This window comes from Pseudomonas sp. NFIX10 (assembly GCF_900111955.1).
GTDB lineage: Bacteria > Pseudomonadota > Gammaproteobacteria > Pseudomonadales > Pseudomonadaceae > Aquipseudomonas > Aquipseudomonas fluorescens_AA.
In genome coordinates, this window is record NZ_FOKH01000005.1 from 140,744 (window position 1) to 158,880 (window position 18,137).

Annotated in this window: 15 protein-coding genes and 1 tRNA gene; 13 read left to right on the forward strand and 3 right to left on the reverse strand. The window is 62.4% G+C overall.

The features are described from left to right. The first annotated feature begins 125 nt into the window (after positions 1-125). The 7 genes from BM321_RS06675 to BM321_RS06705 all read left to right on the forward strand — a co-directional run bounded on the left by BM321_RS06675 (position 126) and on the right by BM321_RS06705 (position 9,255). Positions 126-1,634: a sigma-54-dependent transcriptional regulator gene (locus tag BM321_RS06675; RefSeq protein WP_092441955.1), complete on the forward strand. Its 1,509-nt coding sequence runs from the start codon at positions 126-128 to the stop codon at positions 1,632-1,634. A gap of 418 nt (positions 1,635-2,052) precedes the next feature. Further along, the gene (gene gcvH, locus BM321_RS06680; RefSeq protein WP_092252034.1) at positions 2,053-2,436 is read left to right on the forward strand and encodes a glycine cleavage system protein GcvH; all 384 of its coding nucleotides are present in this window, start codon (positions 2,053-2,055) and stop codon (positions 2,434-2,436) included. A 10-nt stretch (positions 2,437-2,446) separates the two neighbouring features. Next, positions 2,447-5,296 (forward strand): aminomethyl-transferring glycine dehydrogenase, encoded by a 2,850-nt coding sequence (gene gcvP, locus BM321_RS06685; protein ID WP_092441956.1) that lies wholly within the window; start codon positions 2,447-2,449, stop codon positions 5,294-5,296. Between the two features lie 235 nt (positions 5,297-5,531). Next, positions 5,532-6,908: an L-serine ammonia-lyase gene (locus tag BM321_RS06690; RefSeq protein WP_092441957.1), complete on the forward strand. Its 1,377-nt coding sequence runs from the start codon at positions 5,532-5,534 to the stop codon at positions 6,906-6,908. 31 nt (positions 6,909-6,939) lie between these two features. Beyond that, positions 6,940-8,064: a glycine cleavage system aminomethyltransferase GcvT gene (gene gcvT, locus BM321_RS06695; protein ID WP_092441958.1), complete on the forward strand. Its 1,125-nt coding sequence runs from the start codon at positions 6,940-6,942 to the stop codon at positions 8,062-8,064. Between the two features lie 395 nt (positions 8,065-8,459). After that, positions 8,460-8,672: a cold-shock protein gene (locus tag BM321_RS06700; RefSeq protein WP_003175786.1), complete on the forward strand. Its 213-nt coding sequence runs from the start codon at positions 8,460-8,462 to the stop codon at positions 8,670-8,672. 94 nt (positions 8,673-8,766) lie between these two features. Further along, the gene (locus BM321_RS06705) at positions 8,767-9,255 is read left to right on the forward strand and encodes an RDD family protein (protein ID WP_060740916.1); all 489 of its coding nucleotides are present in this window, start codon (positions 8,767-8,769) and stop codon (positions 9,253-9,255) included. Between the two features lie 137 nt (positions 9,256-9,392). Here the strand turns inward: BM321_RS06705 and nadA are convergent, their stop codons facing one another. Continuing rightward, a complete protein-coding gene (gene nadA / locus BM321_RS06710) occupies positions 9,393-10,451 on the reverse strand; it encodes a quinolinate synthase NadA (RefSeq protein WP_003205010.1) in 1,059 nt (352 codons plus the stop codon). Between the two features lie 306 nt (positions 10,452-10,757). Here nadA and BM321_RS06715 point away from each other — a divergent pair, with 306 nt between their 5' ends. The 6 genes from BM321_RS06715 (at position 10,758) to BM321_RS06740 (ending at position 17,227) form a co-directional block, all read left to right on the forward strand. Next, positions 10,758-12,566 (forward strand): copper resistance system multicopper oxidase, encoded by a 1,809-nt coding sequence (locus BM321_RS06715; protein WP_092441959.1) that lies wholly within the window; start codon positions 10,758-10,760, stop codon positions 12,564-12,566. Between the two features lie 10 nt (positions 12,567-12,576). Beyond that, a complete protein-coding gene (locus tag BM321_RS06720) occupies positions 12,577-13,479 on the forward strand; it encodes a copper resistance protein B (protein ID WP_092441960.1) in 903 nt (300 codons plus the stop codon). Positions 13,480-13,522: 43 nt separating this feature from the next. Further along, positions 13,523-13,900, forward strand: coding sequence for a copper homeostasis periplasmic binding protein CopC (copC, locus tag BM321_RS06725; protein WP_092441961.1), 378 nt, complete (start codon positions 13,523-13,525; stop codon positions 13,898-13,900). 4 nt (positions 13,901-13,904) lie between these two features. After that, the gene (gene copD / locus BM321_RS06730; RefSeq protein WP_092441962.1) at positions 13,905-14,816 is read left to right on the forward strand and encodes a copper homeostasis membrane protein CopD; all 912 of its coding nucleotides are present in this window, start codon (positions 13,905-13,907) and stop codon (positions 14,814-14,816) included. 170 nt (positions 14,817-14,986) lie between these two features. Further along, positions 14,987-16,174: a cyanate transporter gene (locus BM321_RS06735; protein WP_092441963.1), complete on the forward strand. Its 1,188-nt coding sequence runs from the start codon at positions 14,987-14,989 to the stop codon at positions 16,172-16,174. A 117-nt stretch (positions 16,175-16,291) separates the two neighbouring features. Continuing rightward, the gene (locus BM321_RS06740) at positions 16,292-17,227 is read left to right on the forward strand and encodes a LysR family transcriptional regulator (RefSeq protein ID WP_092441964.1); all 936 of its coding nucleotides are present in this window, start codon (positions 16,292-16,294) and stop codon (positions 17,225-17,227) included. A 94-nt stretch (positions 17,228-17,321) separates the two neighbouring features. On the opposite strand, the gene BM321_RS06745 is transcribed toward BM321_RS06740, so the two are convergent. Both BM321_RS06745 and queC read right to left on the reverse strand, forming a co-directional pair. Further along, positions 17,322-17,397: transfer RNA gene (locus BM321_RS06745), tRNA-Lys, on the reverse strand. 63 nt (positions 17,398-17,460) lie between these two features. After that, on the reverse strand, positions 17,461-18,135 hold the full coding sequence (gene queC, locus BM321_RS06750) for a 7-cyano-7-deazaguanine synthase QueC (protein ID WP_175459489.1): 675 nt from the start codon (positions 18,133-18,135) through the stop codon (positions 17,461-17,463). Positions 18,136-18,137: the final 2 nt, after the last annotated feature.

Consider the following 18,137-nt stretch of genomic DNA (forward strand, 5'->3'; position numbering starts at 1 on the left):
TCGCGAGCAAGCTCGCTCCCACAAGGGCCAAGGTAGTTTTCTCAAGTACCGTCCCAGGATTTCACCAACAGCCCGCCCCAAGGCATACTGGCCACCCTCCGCAACCCAGAACCCAAAACCGCCCCATGCGTATCCACGTCAGTTTCATCGACCGCGTCGGCATCACCCAGGAAGTCCTGGCCTTGCTCGGTGGGCGCAATCTCAACCTGGATGCGGTGGAAATGGTGCCGCCCAACGTCTACATCGATGCCCCGACCCTCAGCCCGCAAGTGCTCGACGAGCTGCGCGAGGCGTTGTTCAGCGTGCGCGGCGTGCAGGCGGTCACCGTGGTGGACATCTTGCCAGGCCAGCGTCGGCACCTGCAGCTCGATGCCTTGCTCGCCGCCATGACCGACCCCGTGCTGGCCTTGGACAGCGTCGGCAAGGTGTTGCTGGCCAACCCGGCGCTGATCGCCCTGTATGGTCGTGAACCGGCCGGGGAAAGCGTGGCCGAGCTGTTCAGTGACGAGGCATTGCTCGGCGCCCTGCTGGAAAATGGTTTCCGCCTGCCATTGCGGGAGGTCACCCTCAATGGCCAGACCTTGCTACTGGACGCCACCCCCATCACCGACGCCGGCGCGCTGCTGACGCTCTATCAGCCCAATCGCATCGGCGAGCGTCTGTCAGCCCTGCACCACGACCACGCCGAAGGTTTCGACGCGCTGCTGGGCGAATCCCCGGCGATCCGCACCCTCAAGGCCCGGGCCCAGCGGGTCGCGGCCCTGGATGCACCGCTGCTGATCCAAGGCGAAACCGGCACCGGCAAGGAACTGGTGGCCCGGGCCTGTCACGCCATCAGCGCCCGTCACAGCGCGCCGTTCCTGGCCCTGAACTGCGCCGCGTTGCCGGAGAACCTGGCGGAAAGCGAGCTGTTCGGCTACGCCCCCGGCGCCTTCACCGGGGCGCAACGGGGCGGCAAGCCAGGGCTGATGGAGTTGGCGAACCAAGGCACGGTATTCCTCGATGAAATCGGCGAGATGTCGCCGTACCTGCAAGCCAAGCTCCTGCGTTTCCTGAACGATGGCAGCTTCCGCCGGGTGGGCGGCGACCGGGAAGTCAAGGTCAACGTGCGGATCCTCAGCGCCACCCACCGCAACCTGGAGAAAATGGTCAACGAAGGCTCGTTCCGCGAGGACCTGTTCTATCGCCTGAACGTGCTCAACGTCGAAGTCCCACCGTTGCGTGAACGCGGCCAGGACATCCTGCTGCTGGCGCGCTACTTCATGCAGCAGGCCTGCGCGCAGATCCAGCGCCCGGTCTGCCGCCTGGCTCCCGGCACGTATCCGGCGCTGCTGGGCAACCGCTGGCCGGGCAACGTACGGCAATTGCAGAACGTGATCTTCCGCGCCGCCGCCATCTGCGAAAGCAGCCTGGTGGACATCGGTGACCTGGACATCGCCGGCACCTCCGTGGCGCGCCAGGGCGACGTGGAAGTCGAAAGCCTGGAACAGGCCGTGGAAACCTTCGAGAAGCACCTGCTCGAAAGCCTCTACGCCAACTACCCCTCCACCCGCCAGCTCGCCAGCCGCCTGCAAACCTCCCACACCGCGATTGCCCATCGGTTGCGCAAGTACGGGATTTCCGGAAAGCCGTAGGCCCCTTGTGGGAGCGAGCTTGCTCGCGATAGCGGTGGTTCAGTTTGCACTGAGGTGACTGGCAGTCCCCGATCGCGAGCAAGCTCGCTCCCACATGGGGCCGGCGTTGCGTTCAGAATCAAGCCAAAAACGACCTCCACCTGTACTGAAAGCGCTACAGCGGAACGATATCGATACACTTACCGCTAACCGGCACTGTACAAGGCTTTGATCCCACAACGATTTTATCCAGGCGTACGACTGTAGCGATTTCGCTACAGTCGAGTTGAATCGAGTCTCGATAAAATCAATCAATCCGTTGATTTATAAGCACTTATAAACATTGGCCGCGTTCTTGCTATGGGTATAGCCATTCGGCCGGGCCAAGCCCCGCGCCTTTCTTCGCGTCCACCAGACGAGTCTGGCCCCAGGAGTTTCCATGAGCGAGTTGCGTTTCACTGAAGATCACGAATGGCTGCGCACCGAAGCCGACGGCAGCGTCACCGTAGGCATTACCGCTTTCGCGCAAAACGCATTGGGCGACGTGGTTTTTGTGCAACTGCCTGAATTGCAGGCCTATGACAAAGGCGCCGAGGCCTCTACCGTGGAATCGGTCAAGGCCGCCAGCGGCGTGTACATGCCCCTGGACGGTGAAGTACTCGAAGTGAACGACAAACTCGACGCCAGCCCGGAACTGGTCAACGAAGATCCGATGGGCGAAGGCTGGTTCTTCCGCTTTAAACCGACCGACGCCGATGCAGTGGCTAAGCTGTTGGATCAAGACGCCTACGATCGCCTGATCAAAGCCAACGCCGAAGCCTGAGGAGCGCACCATGACCGTTAATCTCGGCACCGCCAACGAATTCATCGCCCGCCACATCGGCCCGCGTTCCAGCGACAAGCAAGCCATGCTCGAGCGCCTGGGTTACGACTCCCTGGAAGCGTTGAGCGCCAGCGTCATCCCGGAAAGCATCAAGGGCACCAGCGTGCTGGACATGGGCGACGGCCAGAGCGAAGCCGACGCACTGGCCTCGATCAAGGCCATCGCCAGCAAGAACCAACTGTTCAAGACCTACATCGGCCAGGGCTACTACAACTGCCACACGCCAGCACCGATCCTGCGCAACCTGCTGGAAAACCCGGCCTGGTACACCGCCTACACCCCGTATCAGCCAGAGATTTCCCAGGGCCGTCTCGAAGCGCTGTTGAACTTCCAGACCCTGATCAGCGACCTCACCGGCCTGCCGATCGCTAACGCCTCGTTGCTCGACGAAGCCACCGCCGCCGCCGAAGCCATGACCTTCTGCAAGCGCCTGAGCAAGAACAAGGGCAGCAAGGCCTTCTTCGCCTCCGTGCACAGCCACCCGCAAACCCTCGACGTGCTGCGCACCCGTGCCGAGCCCCTGGGCATCGACGTGGTGGTGGGCGATGAGCGCGAACTGAGCGACGTCAGCGGTTTCTTTGGCGCGCTGCTGCAATACCCCGCCAGCAACGGCGACCTGTTCGACTACCGCGAACTGACCGAACGCTTCCACGCCGCCAACGCCCTGGTGGCCGTTGCCGCGGACCTGCTGGCCCTGACCTTGCTGACCCCGCCGGGTGAGTTCGGTGCCGATGTGGCCATCGGCAGCGCCCAGCGCTTTGGCGTGCCGCTGGGTTTCGGCGGCCCACACGCGGCGTACTTCTCCACCAAGGACGCTTTCAAGCGCGACATGCCGGGCCGCCTGGTCGGTGTTTCCGTGGACCGTTTCGGCAAGCCGGCCCTGCGCCTGGCGATGCAGACCCGCGAGCAACACATCCGCCGCGAGAAAGCCACGAGCAACATCTGCACCGCCCAGGTGCTGCTGGCCAACATCGCCAGCATGTACGCCGTGTACCACGGCCCCAAGGGCCTGGTGCAAATTGCCAATCGCATCCATCACCTGACCGCGATCCTCGCCAAGGGCCTGGGCACGCTGGGCCTGAGCGTCGAGCAAGAGAGCTTCTTCGACACCCTGACCCTGCACACCGGCGCGCAAACCGCCGCCCTGCACGACAAGGCCCGCGCCCAACGCATCAACCTGCGCGTGGTGGACACGGAACGCCTGGGCCTGTCCCTGGACGAGACCACCAGCCAAGCTGACGTCGAGGCCCTGTGGAGCCTACTGGCCGACGGCAAGGCCCTGCCGGACTTCACGGCGCTGGCCGCCACCGTGCAAAGCCGCATCCCGGCCGAGCTGGTGCGCCAATCGGCGATCCTCAGCCACCCGGTGTTCAACCGCTACCACTCCGAAACCGAGCTGATGCGCTACCTGCGCAAGCTCGCCGACAAGGACCTGGCCCTGGATCGCACCATGATCCCGCTGGGTTCCTGCACCATGAAACTCAACGCCGCCAGCGAAATGATCCCGGTGACCTGGGCCGAGTTCGGCGCCCTGCACCCGTTCGCTCCGGCCGAGCAAAGCGCTGGCTACCAGCAACTGACCGACGAGCTGGAAGCCATGCTCTGCGCCGCCACCGGCTATGACGCGGTGTCGTTGCAACCCAACGCCGGTTCCCAGGGCGAATACGCCGGCCTGCTGGCGATCCGCGCCTATCACCGGAGCCGTGGCGAAGACCGTCGCGACATCTGCCTGATCCCGTCCTCGGCCCACGGCACCAACCCGGCCACCGCCAACATGGCCGGCATGCGCGTGGTCGTGACCGCCTGCGATGCCCGTGGCAACGTCGACATCGAAGACCTGCGGGCCAAGGCCATCGAGCACCGCGAACACCTCGCCGCGCTGATGATCACCTACCCGTCCACCCACGGCGTATTCGAAGAAGGCATCCGCGAAATCTGCGGCATCATCCATGACAACGGCGGCCAGGTGTACATCGACGGCGCCAACATGAACGCCATGGTCGGCCTCTGCGCCCCGGGCAAGTTCGGCGGCGACGTGTCGCACCTGAACCTGCACAAGACCTTCTGCATCCCCCACGGCGGTGGCGGCCCGGGCGTCGGCCCGATTGGCGTCAAGTCGCACCTGGCACCGTTCCTCCCAGGCCACGCCAACATGGCACGCAAGGAAGGCGCGGTGTGCGCGGCGCCGTTCGGCAGCGCGAGCATCCTGCCGATCACCTGGATGTACATCCGCATGATGGGCGGCGCGGGCCTCAAGCGCGCCTCGCAACTGGCCATCCTCAACGCCAACTACATTGCCCGTCGCCTGGAAGAGCACTACCCGGTGCTCTACTCCGGCAGCAACGGCCTGGTGGCCCACGAGTGCATTCTCGATTTGCGTCCGCTCAAGGACAGCAGTGGCATCAGTGTCGATGACGTGGCCAAGCGCCTGATCGACTTCGGTTTCCACGCGCCGACCATGTCGTTCCCGGTGGCCGGCACGTTGATGATCGAACCGACCGAAAGCGAATCCAAGGAAGAACTGGACCGTTTCTGCGACGCCATGATCTGCATCCGCGAAGAAATCCGCGCGGTGGAAAATGGCAGCCTGGACAAAGACGACAACCCGCTGAAGAACGCCCCGCACACCGCGGCGGAACTCGTCGGCGAGTGGACCCACCCCTACAGCCGCGAACAGGCGGTGTACCCGGTGGCGTCGTTGATCGACGGCAAGTACTGGCCGCCGGTGGGCCGGGTCGACAACGTGTTCGGCGACCGCAACCTGGTCTGCGCCTGCCCGTCGATCGAAAGCTACGCTTGACCTGTGGGGGGCGGTTTGCTCGCCCCTCTCAACAACACCGCGAACCTTGTGGAAGGTCACTTTCTCAAGGAAACCACATCTCCCTGTGGGAGCGAGCTTGCTCGCGATAGCGGTGTGACAGCTGACAGAAATGTTGACTGACACTCCGCTATCGCGAGCAAGCTCGCTCCCACAAAGGAGCCTGTGCCCCATTTCATAACCGTCGATCCTCATAAAAAGAAACCGGAGAAACACCATGTCGTTAAGCGTGTTCGACCTGTTCAAGATCGGTATCGGCCCTTCCAGTTCCCATACGGTCGGCCCGATGCGTGCCGCTGCCCGTTTCGCCGAGGGGCTGCGCCGTGACGACCTGCTTGAAAGCATTACCAGCGTCAAGGTCGAGCTCTACGGCTCCCTCGGTGCCACCGGCAAGGGCCACGGCAGTGACAAGGCCGTGCTGCTGGGCCTGGAGGGCGAGCATCCCGACACCGTGGACACCGAAACGGTGAACGCCCGGCTCCAGGAGATCCGCAGCAACGGTCGCCTGAACCTGCTCGGCGAACACGCCATCGAATTCAACGAAAAACTGCACTTGGCGATGATCCGCAAGCCGCTGGCCTTTCACCCCAACGGCATGATCTTCCGCGCCTTCGATGCCGCCGGGCTGCAAGTGCGCAGCCGCGAGTACTACTCGGTCGGTGGCGGCTTTGTCGTGGATGAAGACGCCGCCGGCGCCGACCGCATCGTCGAAGACGCCACGCCCCTGACCTTCCCGTTCAAGAGCGCCAAGGACCTGCTGGGCCATTGCACCACCTATGGCCTGTCCATCAGCCAAGTGATGCTGACCAACGAAAGCGCCTGGCGCCCCGAAGCCGAGACCCGCGCCGGCCTGCTGAAGATCTGGCAGGTGATGCAGGATTGCGTGGCGGCCGGCTGTCGCAACGAAGGGATTCTGCCGGGCGGACTGAAGGTCAAGCGCCGGGCCGCGGCGTTGCATCGCCAGTTGTGCAAGAACCCCGAAGCCGCTCTGCGTGACCCGCTGTCGGTGCTGGATTGGGTCAACCTGTACGCCTTGGCCGTCAATGAAGAAAACGCCTACGGCGGGCGCGTCGTCACCGCCCCGACCAACGGCGCGGCGGGCATCGTCCCGGCTGTGCTGCATTACTACATGCGCTTCATCCCCGGGGCCAGCGAGGATGGCGTGGTGCGGTTCCTGCTGACCGCCGCCGCCATCGGCATCCTGTACAAGGAAAACGCCTCCATCTCCGGCGCCGAAGTCGGTTGCCAGGGTGAAGTCGGCGTGGCCTGTTCCATGGCCGCCGGCGCCTTGTGCGAAGTACTCGGCGGCACTGTGCAGCAGGTGGAAAACGCCGCCGAGATCGGCATGGAACACAACCTCGGCCTGACCTGCGACCCGATCGGCGGGCTGGTGCAGGTGCCGTGCATCGAACGCAACGCCATGGGCTCGGTGAAGGCCATCAACGCGGTGCGCATGGCCATGCGCGGCGATGGGCATCACTTCGTCTCCCTCGACAAAGTCATCCGCACCATGCGCCAGACCGGCGCCGACATGAAAAGCAAATACAAGGAGACCGCCCGCGGCGGTCTGGCGGTCAACATCATCGAATGCTGACGCGCGCCACTCTCATTTTCCAGGAGCTGATATGTCCACCGAACAACTGTTGAAAACCCCGCTGCACGCCCTGCACCTCGAACTCGGCGCCCGCATGGTGCCGTTCGCCGGCTACGACATGCCGGTGCAGTACCCACTGGGCGTGATGAAGGAACACCAGCACACCCGCGATCAGGCCGGGCTGTTCGACGTGTCCCACATGGGCCAGATCCGCCTGAGCGGCGCAGGCGCCGCCAAGGCCCTGGAAACCCTGGTGCCGGTGGATATCATCGACCTGCCGGTGGGCATGCAGCGCTACGCCATGTTCACCAACGAGAACGGCGGCATCCTCGACGACCTGATGGTCGCCAACCTGGGCAATGACGAACTGTTCCTGGTGGTCAACGCCGCCTGCAAGGAACAGGACCTGGCCCACCTGCGTGCGCACATTGGCGATCAGTGCATGATCGAGCCGCTGTTCGAGGCCCGTGCCCTGCTCGCCCTGCAAGGCCCGGCCGCCGTCACCGTGCTCGCCCGCCTGGCGCCGGACGTGGCGAAGATGACCTTCATGCAATTCCAGCGCGTCACGCTGCTGGGCGTGGATTGCTTTGTCAGCCGTTCGGGCTACACCGGTGAAGACGGTTTCGAAATCTCCGTACCCGCCGCCGACGCGGAAAAACTCGCCCGCGCCTTGCTGGCCGAGCCGGAAGTCGCGGCCATCGGCCTCGGTGCTCGTGACTCCCTGCGCCTGGAAGCCGGCCTGTGCCTGTATGGCCACGACATGAACACCGAGACGACGCCGATCGAAGCCAGCCTGTTGTGGGCCATTTCCAAAGTACGCCGTGCCGATGGCACCCGCGCCGGTGGTTTCCCCGGCGCCGAGAATGTGTTCGCCCAACAACAGGGCGGCGTGAAGCGCAAACGCGTCGGCCTGCTGCCCCAGGAACGCACACCAGTGCGTGAAGGCGCGGAGATCGTCAACGAAGCCGGCGAGAACATCGGCTCTGTGTGCAGCGGCGGTTTCGGCCCGACCCTGGGCGCTCCGTTGGCGATGGGTTACCTGGACAGCGCCTATGTGGCGCTGGATACGCCGGTCTGGGCCATCGTGCGTGGGAAGAAGGTGCCTTTGCTTGTAAGCAAAATGCCATTCGTCCCACAGCGCTACTACCGCGGCTGATTGGTTGTTTCTATAAGTAACGCGGTTGCGTTATACGTGCACTAATGTGTCACGCAACCGCCATAAAAAGGTGCATATCTTTAGACATTCAACCGACCTTATAACGGTCGTAAACAATTGAACTAGCCTATCGAATAAGCCCTGCTCCGCAAGCGGCGTAAATGCGGGCAAGCTGAGCAAATACGGGCCCTTCCGGGGGGGTTGTTTTTTTATTCGAAGTTGGCGTAGAGTTTGGTCACTGTGTTTGCATGGGTCGCTTGGAATCGTGACCTGGGCAGTAGCTTATGAAGTTCGCTACATCCCGTTCGACGTCTCTTACTTTCCTGCAACCCAGCCCAGTACTCTTTCATGCGAAAGAGGCTGTCATCAATTTTAGCGTCAAAGGAAATAAGAAAATGTCTCAACGTCAGAGCGGTACCGTCAAGTGGTTCAACGACGAAAAGGGTTTTGGTTTTATCACGCCTGAAAGCGGTCCGGACCTGTTCGTGCATTTCCGCGCCATCCAGGGCAACGGCTTCAAGAGCCTGAAAGAAGGCCAGAAAGTCACTTTCGTTGCCGTGCAAGGCCAGAAAGGCATGCAGGCTGACGAGGTTCAAGCCGAGGCCTGAGGCTTTCGCACACTAAAAAGCCCCTGATTGATATCAGGGGCTTTTTTATGGGCGTAAATCCGTAAAATGGCTTCTTTTTTCAGCCGAGGCCGTCATGCCGAAACACCTGCTCACGCCCCAGGGCGACTTTCCCCCCGCCGGCCTGGGCCGTCGCCTGGCGGCGATGTTTTATGACTTTTTGCTGTGCACAGCGCTGCTGATCGTCACCAGCGGTGCCTACAAAATGATCCAGATGGCGATCATCGGCGAAGAAAAAATGCGCGCCCTGACCGAAGCCGGTGCGCTGGACGGCGACCCACTGCTGTCCACGGTGCTGCTGTTCGTGCTGTTCGGCTTCTTCGCCAAGTTCTGGACCCACAACGGCCAGACCTTGGGCATGCAAGTGTGGTGCATCCGCGTACAGAACGCCGATGGCACGGCCATCAGCCTGTGGCAGGCGCTGTTGCGGTTCGTGGTGTCGATCGCGTCACTGCTGCTGGTGGGGTTGGGTTTCATCTGGGCGCTGTTCGACAAGCGCCAGCGCAGCTGGCATGACATCTACTCGGAAACGCAGCTGGTGCGGATTCCCAAGAAGACCAAGTAATTCCCCATTTTGATCGTTCCCACGCTCTGCCTGGGAACGCAGCCCGGGACGCTCTGCGTCCCAGAAAGCCGAACGCGGAGCGTCCGTAGAGGCATTCCCACGCAGAGCGTGGGAACGATCAAAGCTCGAAGCTGCCCTTAGGCATTGCCCGCCAGCTTCATCCGCGCCGCCTGGGTGAAGTCCAGCATGCGCTTGAGCGGGCGAATCGCCTGGGGGATCAGCGCCGGGTCGACGAAGATCTCGTTGGCACCTTCCTGCAGGCTCTTGAGGGTGCGCTCCAGGGTGTTCATGGCCATCCATGGGCAGTGCGCGCAACTGCGGCACGCCGCGCCGTTACCGGCGGTAGGGGCTTCGATGAAGACCTTGTCCGGGCACAGCTGCTGCATCTTGTAGAAAATGCCCCGGTCGGTGGCGACGATCAGCGTCTTGTTCGGCAGGGTCTGGGCCGCGGCGATCAACTGGCTGGTGGAGCCCACGGCGTCCGCCAGCTCGATCACCGACGTCGGCGACTCCGGGTGCACCAGGATCGCGGCGTCCGGGTACAGCGCCTTCATGTCCTCCAACTGCTTGGACTTGAACTCTTCGTGGACGATGCAGGCACCGTCCCAGAGCAACATGTCGGCGCCGGTCTTGCGCTGGATGTAAGTACCCAGGTGCTTGTCCGGCCCCCAGATGATCGTCTCGCCGTTGTCCATCAGGCTCTCGACGATTTCCAGGGCGCAACTGGACGTCACCACCCAGTCAGCCCGGGCCTTGACCGCCGCCGAGGTGTTGGCATAAACCACCACGGTGCGCTCCGGATGCTGGTCGCAGAACGCCGAGAACTCGTCCACCGGGCAACCCAGGTCCAGGGAGCAGGTGGCCTCCAGGGTGGGCATCAGCACGCGTTTTTCGGGGTTGAGAATCTTGGCGGTCTCGCCCATGAACTTGACCCCGGCCACCACCACGGTCTTGGCCGGGTGGGCATTGCCGAAGCGGGCCATTTCCAAGGAGTCGGACACGCAGCCACCGGTCTCTTCGGCCAGGGCCTGGATGATCGGGTCACAGTAGAAATGCGCGACCAGCACCGCGTCCTGAGCCTTGAGCTCGGCGGCGATGGCGGCGCGGTACCAGGCTTCTTGCTCGGCGGTCAGCGGCTTGGGCTGCTTGGCGTCGAGGTGGGCCTGGACCAGAAGGCGTTCGGAAATTTGCGTCATGTTCGCAAGACCTGCAAGCGCGTTTAGCGCGAAAGTCGAGTATACACCCGGCTCCGGACCACTCGGGTACCGCCGGGAAAGTGGGTATCAATCAGGCACGGGACAGCATGAAGCCGGCAAGGCTACAGAATATCCCGCCGATGCAAAAGATCATTCTGACCTGTGCCCCGCCAGGCGACTTCGCACCCCGCCAAGCTGACTGAAATGTAATCACTCGCCTCGTCCGCCTGTGTCATCTTTCGCTCAAATCTGCACGGGGTGCCGCCCCCCATACACGCAGCGAATCGACTGACGGACTTTCATCGCATGCAAACAAAAACTTCCCGCCGAACCTTCGTAAAGGGCCTGACGGCCGGCGGCATCCTCGGCGGCCTGGGTTTGTGGCGCGCGCCCGTCTGGGCAGTCACCGGCCCGGGCCAGCCCAACGTACTGAGCGGCACCGAGTTCGACCTGTTCATCGGCGAAAGCCCGGTCAATTTCACCGGCAAACCCCGCACCGCCCAGACCATCAACGGCGGCATTCCCGGCCCGTTGCTGCGCTGGCGTGAAGGCGACACCGTGACCCTGCGGGTGCGCAATCGCTTGCAGGACACCACCTCCATCCACTGGCACGGGATCCTGCTGCCGGCCAACATGGACGGCGTTCCGGGGTTGAGTTTCAAAGGCATCGAGCCCGGCGGCCTGTACGTGTATCAATTCAAGGTCCGGCAGAACGGCACCTACTGGTACCACAGCCACTCCGGTTTCCAGGAACAGTCCGGGGTCTACGGCCCGCTGGTGATTGACGCCAGGGAGCCCGAGCCCTTCCAGTACGAACGGGACTATGTGGTGATGCTCACCGACTGGACCGATGAAGACCCCGCCAACATCCTGCGCAAGCTCAAGAAACAGTCGGACTACTACAACTACAACAAACGCACCGTCGGCGACTTCATCGAGGACGTGGGCAAGAACGGCTGGGCCAACACCGTGGCCGACCGCAAGATGTGGGCCGAGATGAAGATGAACCCCACGGACCTGGCCGACGTCAGTGGTGCCACCTACACCTACCTCATGAACGGCCAGTCGCCGGCCATGAACTGGACCGGCCTGTTCAAGCCTGGCGAACGCCTTCGCCTGCGCTTTATCAACGGCTCGTCGATGAGCTATTTCGACGTGCGCATTCCCGGCTTGAAGATGACAGTGGTGGCGTCCGACGGCCAATACGTCAAACCGGTGAGCGTCGATGAGTTCCGGATCGCCGTGGCCGAAACCTATGACGTCATCGTCGAACCGACCCAAGAAGCCTACACCCTGTTCGCCCAGTCCATGGACCGCACCGGGTATGCCCGCGGCACCCTCGCCACCAGGGCCGGATTGTCGGCAGCGGTACCGCCCCTGGACCCTCGGCCCCTGGTGACCATGGACGACATGGGCATGGGTGGCATGGACCACGGCGGCATGGGGCAAATGAGCGGCATGGACCACGGCTCGATGCAGGGCATGGCGGGAATGGACGACAGCTCGATGCAAGGCATGGATCACAGCCAGATGCAGGGCATGGGCGACATGGCCGGCATGGATCACGGCGGCATGCAGGGCATGGGCAGCACGCTCGCGCACCCCGACACCGAGAAAGACAATCCCCTGGTGGACATGCAGGCCATGAGCGTCAAGCCCAAGCTCGATGACCCGGGCATGGGGCTGCGGGACAACGGCCGCAAAGTGCTTACCTACGCCGACCTGCGCAGCACCTTTCCCGACCCCGACGGCCGCGAGCCAGGCCGCACGATCGAGCTGCACCTGACCGGGCACATGGAGAAATTCGTCTGGTCGTTCAACGGCGTGAAGTTCGCCGACGCCGCGCCGCTGCTGCTCAAGTACGGCGAGCGACTGCGCATCGTGTTGATCAACGACACCATGATGACCCACCCCATCCACCTGCACGGCATGTGGAGCGACCTGGAGGATGAGAACGGCCAGTTCATGGTCCGCAAGCACACCATCGACGTGCCACCGGGTGCCAGGCGCAGCTACCGGGTCACCGCCGATGCCCTCGGGCGCTGGGCGTATCACTGCCATCTGCTGTTTCACATGGAGATGGGCATGTTCCGTGAAGTTCGAGTGCAGGAATGAGGAGCCGACCATGACCACTGTTTTTCAATATTCCACGGCACTCATTGCCAGCCTGGCCCTCGGCACCATCACCCCGACCTGGGCGGCCAGCAACGACATGCCCGGCATGGATCACAGCCAGATGCCGGGAATGGACCACAGCCAGATGCAAGGCATGGACTCAATGCAAGGCATGGAACCCATGCAATCGGCGCCGACCAGCAGCCGTACGCCGATCCCGGCACTGACCGCCGCCGACCGCGCCGCCGTCTACGAGGATCATGGCGGACACGCGGTGCATGACAGCGCCATTAATTCGTTTTTCCTCATCGACCAACTGGAATGGCAGGACGCCAATGACGGTAGTGCCCTGAGCTGGGATGCATCGGGCTGGATCGGCGGCGACATCGATCGTTTGTGGCTGCGCTCCGAAGGTGAACGCCTCAACGGCAAGACCGAAGAAGCCGAATTGCAGGCCCTGTGGGGCCACGCCGTCAGCCCCTGGTGGGATCTGGTGGCCGGCGTGCGCCAGGACTTCAAGCCAGGCGATCCGCAAACCTGGGCCGCCTTCGGTGTGCAAGGCATGGCGCTCTACAACTTCGAAGCCGAGGCCACCGCGTTTATCGGCGAAGGTGGCCAGAGCGCGGCGCGCCTGAAGGGCGACTATGACATCTTGCTGACCAACCGCCTGATCCTGCAGCCCACCGCCGAAGCCAACTTCTATGGCAAGAACGATCCCGCCCGTGGCGTCGGCTCGGGGCTGTCGGACACCGAGCTGGGCCTGCGGCTGCGCTACGAAATACGCCGCGAATTCGCGCCCTACATTGGCGTCACCTGGAATCGGGCCTACGGCAACACCGCCGACTACACCCGGGAAGACGGCGAAGACCGCAGCGAAGCGCGCCTGGTGCTGGGCCTGCGCCTGTGGTTCTGACCTGTTTCACTCAAACTAAAAACCGAGCTGTAGGAGTCCTTGCATGTCATTCATCAAAACCGCCGTCGCCTTGTCCGCCGGCCTGTTGCTCAGTGGCCTGGCCCAGGCCCACCCGAAACTGCTGTCCTCTTCCCCGGCCGAAGGCGCCGAAGGGGCGGCGCCGACGAAGATCGAGCTGCACTTTTCCGAAAACCTGATGACCCAGTTTTCCGGCGCCAAGCTGATGATGACCGCGATGCCGGGCATGGCGGCGCATTCGCCGATGCCCATGCCGGCCAAGGTGTCCGGCAGCGATGACCCGAAAACCATGGTCATCACGCCGAATGCCCCGCTTGCCACCGGCACTTACCAAGTCCAGTGGCGCGCGGTGTCGTCCGACACTCACCCGATCACCGGCAACGTCACGTTCAAGGTGAAGTGAGTTGATGAGCGACTCGATCAACATCGCGCTGCGCTTTGCCTTGTACCTGGATTTGATGTTGCTGTTCGGCCTGGCCGCGTTTGGCCTCTATAGTCTGCGAGGCCAGGAGCGGGTCTCGGGGGTGCAGTTGCCTTTCGCGCCGCTGCTGTTGATCACGGCGGTGCTGGGAGGCTTGCTTTCCCTGGCGGCCATGGCGTGCATGGCCTGGGCCATGAGCGGTGTTTCGGCGTGGGCCGAACTGTGGCCGCACATTGAAATGATGGTCGTGCAAACCGATGTCGGCTTGAGTTGGACGCTGCGCATGGCGGCGCTGCTGCTGGCCGGTTTCGCCGTGACCCTCAATCACCGTTGGCCGAGCGCCAGCCTCGGCCTGGTCACACTGACCGGGGCCGTAGCGCTGGCGACACTGGCTTGGGCAGGTCACGGCGCCATGGACGAAGGCAGCCGTCGCAACTGGCACTTCATCACCGACTTCCTGCACCTGTGGGCCGCGGGTGGCTGGGTCGGTGCCTTGGCCGCGTTTGCCCTGCTCCTTCGCCAGGCCGAACCTGCGTTGGCGGTGCTGGCCCGGACATTGACCGGATTCGAAACCGCCGGAGCGGTGATCGTGCTGGTCATCGGCGTGACGGGGGTGGTGAACTATCTGTTTATCGTCGGCCCGAGTGTCGAAGGGCTGCTGGACAGCACCTATGGTCAGTTGCTGGCGCTCAAACTCATCTTGTTCGCGGCCATGCTGGTGTTCGCCGCGTTGAACCGTTTTCACCTGAGCCCGCTGCTGGAACAAGCCCGACAGAGTGGCGAGCCCGGGGGTGCGGTGAAGGCCCTGCGGCGCAGCATGATCCTGGAGTTCTGTGTGGCGGTGATCATCCTGGGATTGGTGGCGTGGTTGGGCACGCTGAGCCCGGCGATGGAATAAGAGGCTGTGAACTACAGGGTGGCGAGGGAGCTTGCTCCCTCACCACAAAAGCCCTGGATCTTGACTGATTGCGCGCCGCATTTAATTTTTCAATACCCCCCGCCAGTTTTCAGTTTGCCCATAACAGGCCGCCCCAGCCTAAATGACGCTTTGTCAACCAAGGCTCTGTTATGGAAAACGTTCGAACATCAAGCACCCACGCCGTCTGGCTGATGGTCAGCATCGTGTTGGTGGCGCTGAACCTACGGCCCTCGATGGCCGCGGTCGGGCCGTTGCTGTCAGCCATTCGCGGCGAGGTCCCCCTGAGCTTCAGCACGGCCTCGCTGCTGACCATGTTGCCGGTCATGGCCATGGGCCTGGCGATGTTCCTGGGCATGCGCATCGCCCTGCGCATCGGTGAGCACCGCACCATTGTCCTGTCGCTGTTGATCATCGGTATCGCCACCGCATCGCGCTTGTACCTGGACAGCGCCGCCGAGCTGATCGTCAGCGCAGTGCTGGCCGGACTCGGCATCGCGCTGATCCAAGCGGTGATGCCGGCGCTGATCAAGTCACGCTACGCCGACAACGTCTCGTTGTTCATGGGCCTGTATGTCACGTCGATCATGGGCGGCGCGGCGCTTGCCGCGTCGTTTTCGCCGTTTGTCCTGGCACAGACCGGCAGCTGGCGCATCGGCCTGGCGATCTGGGCGCTGTTGGCGTTGGTCGCCCTGGGTTGCTGGTACGCCCAGCGCTCAGCCGTGACCCCGTTACCCGCAGCCCCTGCCCAGCAGCAAGAGTCATTCTTCAGCAATTCCCGGGCTTGGTTGCTGGCGATTTTCTTCGGCCTGGGCACCGCCTCCTACACCTGTGTACTGGCCTGGCTGGCCCCGTACTACGTGGAAAAGGGCTGGAGTGAACAACACGCGGGCCTGCTGCTGGGGTTCCTCACGGCCATGGAAGTGCTGTCCGGCCTCGTCACCCCGGCGATCGCCAACCGCAGCCAGGACAAGCGCGTGGTCCTCGCCGTGTTGCTGGTCCTGATCATGGGCGGCTTCTGCGGTCTGATCCTCAGCCCGGAACGCTTCAGCCTGTTGTGGCCTTGCCTGCTGGGCCTGGGCATCGGCGGCCTGTTCCCGATGAGCCTGATCGTGTCCCTCGACCACTTGGACAACCCGCGACGGGCCGGTGGCCTGACCGCGTTCGTGCAAGGCATCGGCTACCTGATCGCCGGGCTCTCGCCATTGATTGCCGGGATGATCCGCGATCAGTTGGGCAGCTTCGAATGGGCCTGGTGGTCGCTCACCGCCGTCATGGCGTTGATGCTCCTGATGGTCCTGCGCTTCAATCCCAAGCAATACGCGCGGCATATTGACTAGGCAGCGCTTGCCGCGAGCCCAGCACCCTGCTTGAAGGATAAAAAACCCAGGCTCATGTATAAATGGAGACTTTCGTCAGGACAAAGAGAGACGCAGGGATGACGCCGAGAATAGCTGATGCTGGTCAGTAACCTGCTCAGAAAGCTGGACATGCAGGACCTGATGGTATTTGTGGCGGTGTACGAACAGGGTAGCGTCACCCAGGTCTCCGAGGCCTTATGCGTCAGCCAGTCAACCGTGAGCTACTGCCTGAAGAAACTGCGCACCAGTTTCGAAGACGATCTGTTCATCAATACCCGCTCCGGCATGAGCCCCACTCATAAAGCCACCGCCATGTACGGCCAGATACTGGGGGCTCTCGAGGCTATCAACAAATGCCATTCCGGTTTCCAGACATTCGATCCGAATCAGGAAGAAATCACGTTCAACCTCTGTGCACCGGAATACTTCGAACTGCTGATCCTGCCCAAATTGATCAAACGCTTCATTGGCAAGCGCTTTGCGGTAGTCATCAACACGACGAAATTTAAACGGGATATCCCAGTTGATGCACTGCGAGACGATCGCTTCGATCTTATCGTCTGTTTCGGGCCGAACTTCCATGGCGACGTCAAAGGTCTGCGCTCGCAGGTGCTGCTCGAAGACGAGTTGGTGTGCGTCCTAGATAAAAATGCCCCAGCGCCGCAAGAAGACTTCAGCCTGCAAGCGTTTACCGTCCGCCAGCACGTATTTCCGACACCGTGGACGTCTGACACCAACATGATCGATGGCTGGCTCGCTCGACAGGGTTATAGCCGCAAGATAATCGCAAGAGCCAACAGCTACGTAGCAGCGTTAAACCTGATCGCCGGAACCGACTTTATCCTGACATTGCCCCGGCGCATCCAGGCATTGATTTGCGATAAAGAACGATTCGGCGAACGCCAGCCACCTACGGGTCTACCGAACTTTACGCTGGACATGATGTGGAGCGAGAAAGCGAGCCAGGACAGCGCAAACATCTGGCTTCGCGAGCAGATCATGAAAGTATGCGCCGAGGAGGGCCTGCTCTGAGGGCCACTTCGGTTGGTGGACTTTTTCGCGGGCAAAAAAAAATCCGGAAATCCTCACTTTCGTGGGCCTTCCAGACTTTTAAAACAGCTAAAAATGGTGGGTCGTGTGGGATTCGAACCTACGACCAATTGGTTAAAAGCCAACTGCTCTACCAACTGAGCTAACGACCCGCTGTGTGGTGGCGCGTATAATACTGATTTCTAAGGACTATTCAACACTTAATTTGAAATAAATCAAAAATAACGGGTGGGATCGCTCACACCCGCCGCGGCGAAGCCTTCCGCACGCAGGCGGCAGCTGTCGCATTTGCCGCAAGCGCGGCCCTGATCGTCGGCCTGATAGCAGGAAACGGTGAGCCCGTAGTCCACGCCAAGCTTCACGCCCGCCTTGACGATGTCGGCCTTGCTCAGATTCTGCAACGGCGCCTGGATGCGGAAACCCTGCCCTTCCACGCCGGCCTTGGTCGCCAGGTTGGCCATGCGCTCGAACGCCTCGACGAACTCCGGGCGGCAATCCGGGTAGCCGGAATAATCCACGGCATTGACGCCAATGAAAATGTCACGGGCGCCCAGCACTTCGGCCCACCCCAACGCCAGGGACAGGAACACCGTGTTACGCGCAGGCACATAGGTCACCGGAATGCCCTCGCTAGGCGCCTCGGGCACGTCGATGGAACTGTCGGTCAGGGCCGAGCCACCGATGCCGTTGAGGTTCAGGCCGATCACCTTGTGCTCCACCACGCCCAAATCCCGGGCAACCCGTTCCGCGGCGTGCAACTCAGCGCGGTGGCGCTGGCCATAGTCGAAACTCATGGTGTAGCAGCGGTAGCCTTCGGCACGGGCCATGGCCACGACCGTGGCCGAATCCAGCCCCCCGGACAACAGGATGACCGCACGTTTTTCAACCATGT

Coding starts and splice junctions, on each gene's coding strand:
- BM321_RS06700 (WP_003175786.1), top strand. CDS start 8,460: ATGTCTCAACGTCAGAGCGGTACCGTCAAGTGGTTCAACGACGAAAAG.
- BM321_RS06720 (WP_092441960.1), top strand. CDS start 12,577: ATGACCACTGTTTTTCAATATTCCACGGCACTCATTGCCAGCCTGGCC.
- gcvT (WP_092441958.1), top strand. CDS start 6,940: ATGTCCACCGAACAACTGTTGAAAACCCCGCTGCACGCCCTGCACCTC.
- BM321_RS06705 (WP_060740916.1), top strand. CDS start 8,767: ATGCCGAAACACCTGCTCACGCCCCAGGGCGACTTTCCCCCCGCCGGC.
- queC (WP_175459489.1), bottom strand. CDS start 18,135: ATGGTTGAAAAACGTGCGGTCATCCTGTTGTCCGGGGGGCTGGATTCG.
- gcvP (WP_092441956.1), top strand. CDS start 2,447: ATGACCGTTAATCTCGGCACCGCCAACGAATTCATCGCCCGCCACATC.
- BM321_RS06690 (WP_092441957.1), top strand. CDS start 5,532: ATGTCGTTAAGCGTGTTCGACCTGTTCAAGATCGGTATCGGCCCTTCC.
- gcvH (WP_092252034.1), top strand. CDS start 2,053: ATGAGCGAGTTGCGTTTCACTGAAGATCACGAATGGCTGCGCACCGAA.
- BM321_RS06740 (WP_092441964.1), top strand. CDS start 16,292: ATGCTGGTCAGTAACCTGCTCAGAAAGCTGGACATGCAGGACCTGATG.
- BM321_RS06675 (WP_092441955.1), top strand. CDS start 126: ATGCGTATCCACGTCAGTTTCATCGACCGCGTCGGCATCACCCAGGAA.
- BM321_RS06735 (WP_092441963.1), top strand. CDS start 14,987: ATGGAAAACGTTCGAACATCAAGCACCCACGCCGTCTGGCTGATGGTC.
- copD (WP_092441962.1), top strand. CDS start 13,905: ATGAGCGACTCGATCAACATCGCGCTGCGCTTTGCCTTGTACCTGGAT.
- copC (WP_092441961.1), top strand. CDS start 13,523: ATGTCATTCATCAAAACCGCCGTCGCCTTGTCCGCCGGCCTGTTGCTC.
- nadA (WP_003205010.1), bottom strand. CDS start 10,451: ATGACGCAAATTTCCGAACGCCTTCTGGTCCAGGCCCACCTCGACGCC.
- BM321_RS06715 (WP_092441959.1), top strand. CDS start 10,758: ATGCAAACAAAAACTTCCCGCCGAACCTTCGTAAAGGGCCTGACGGCC.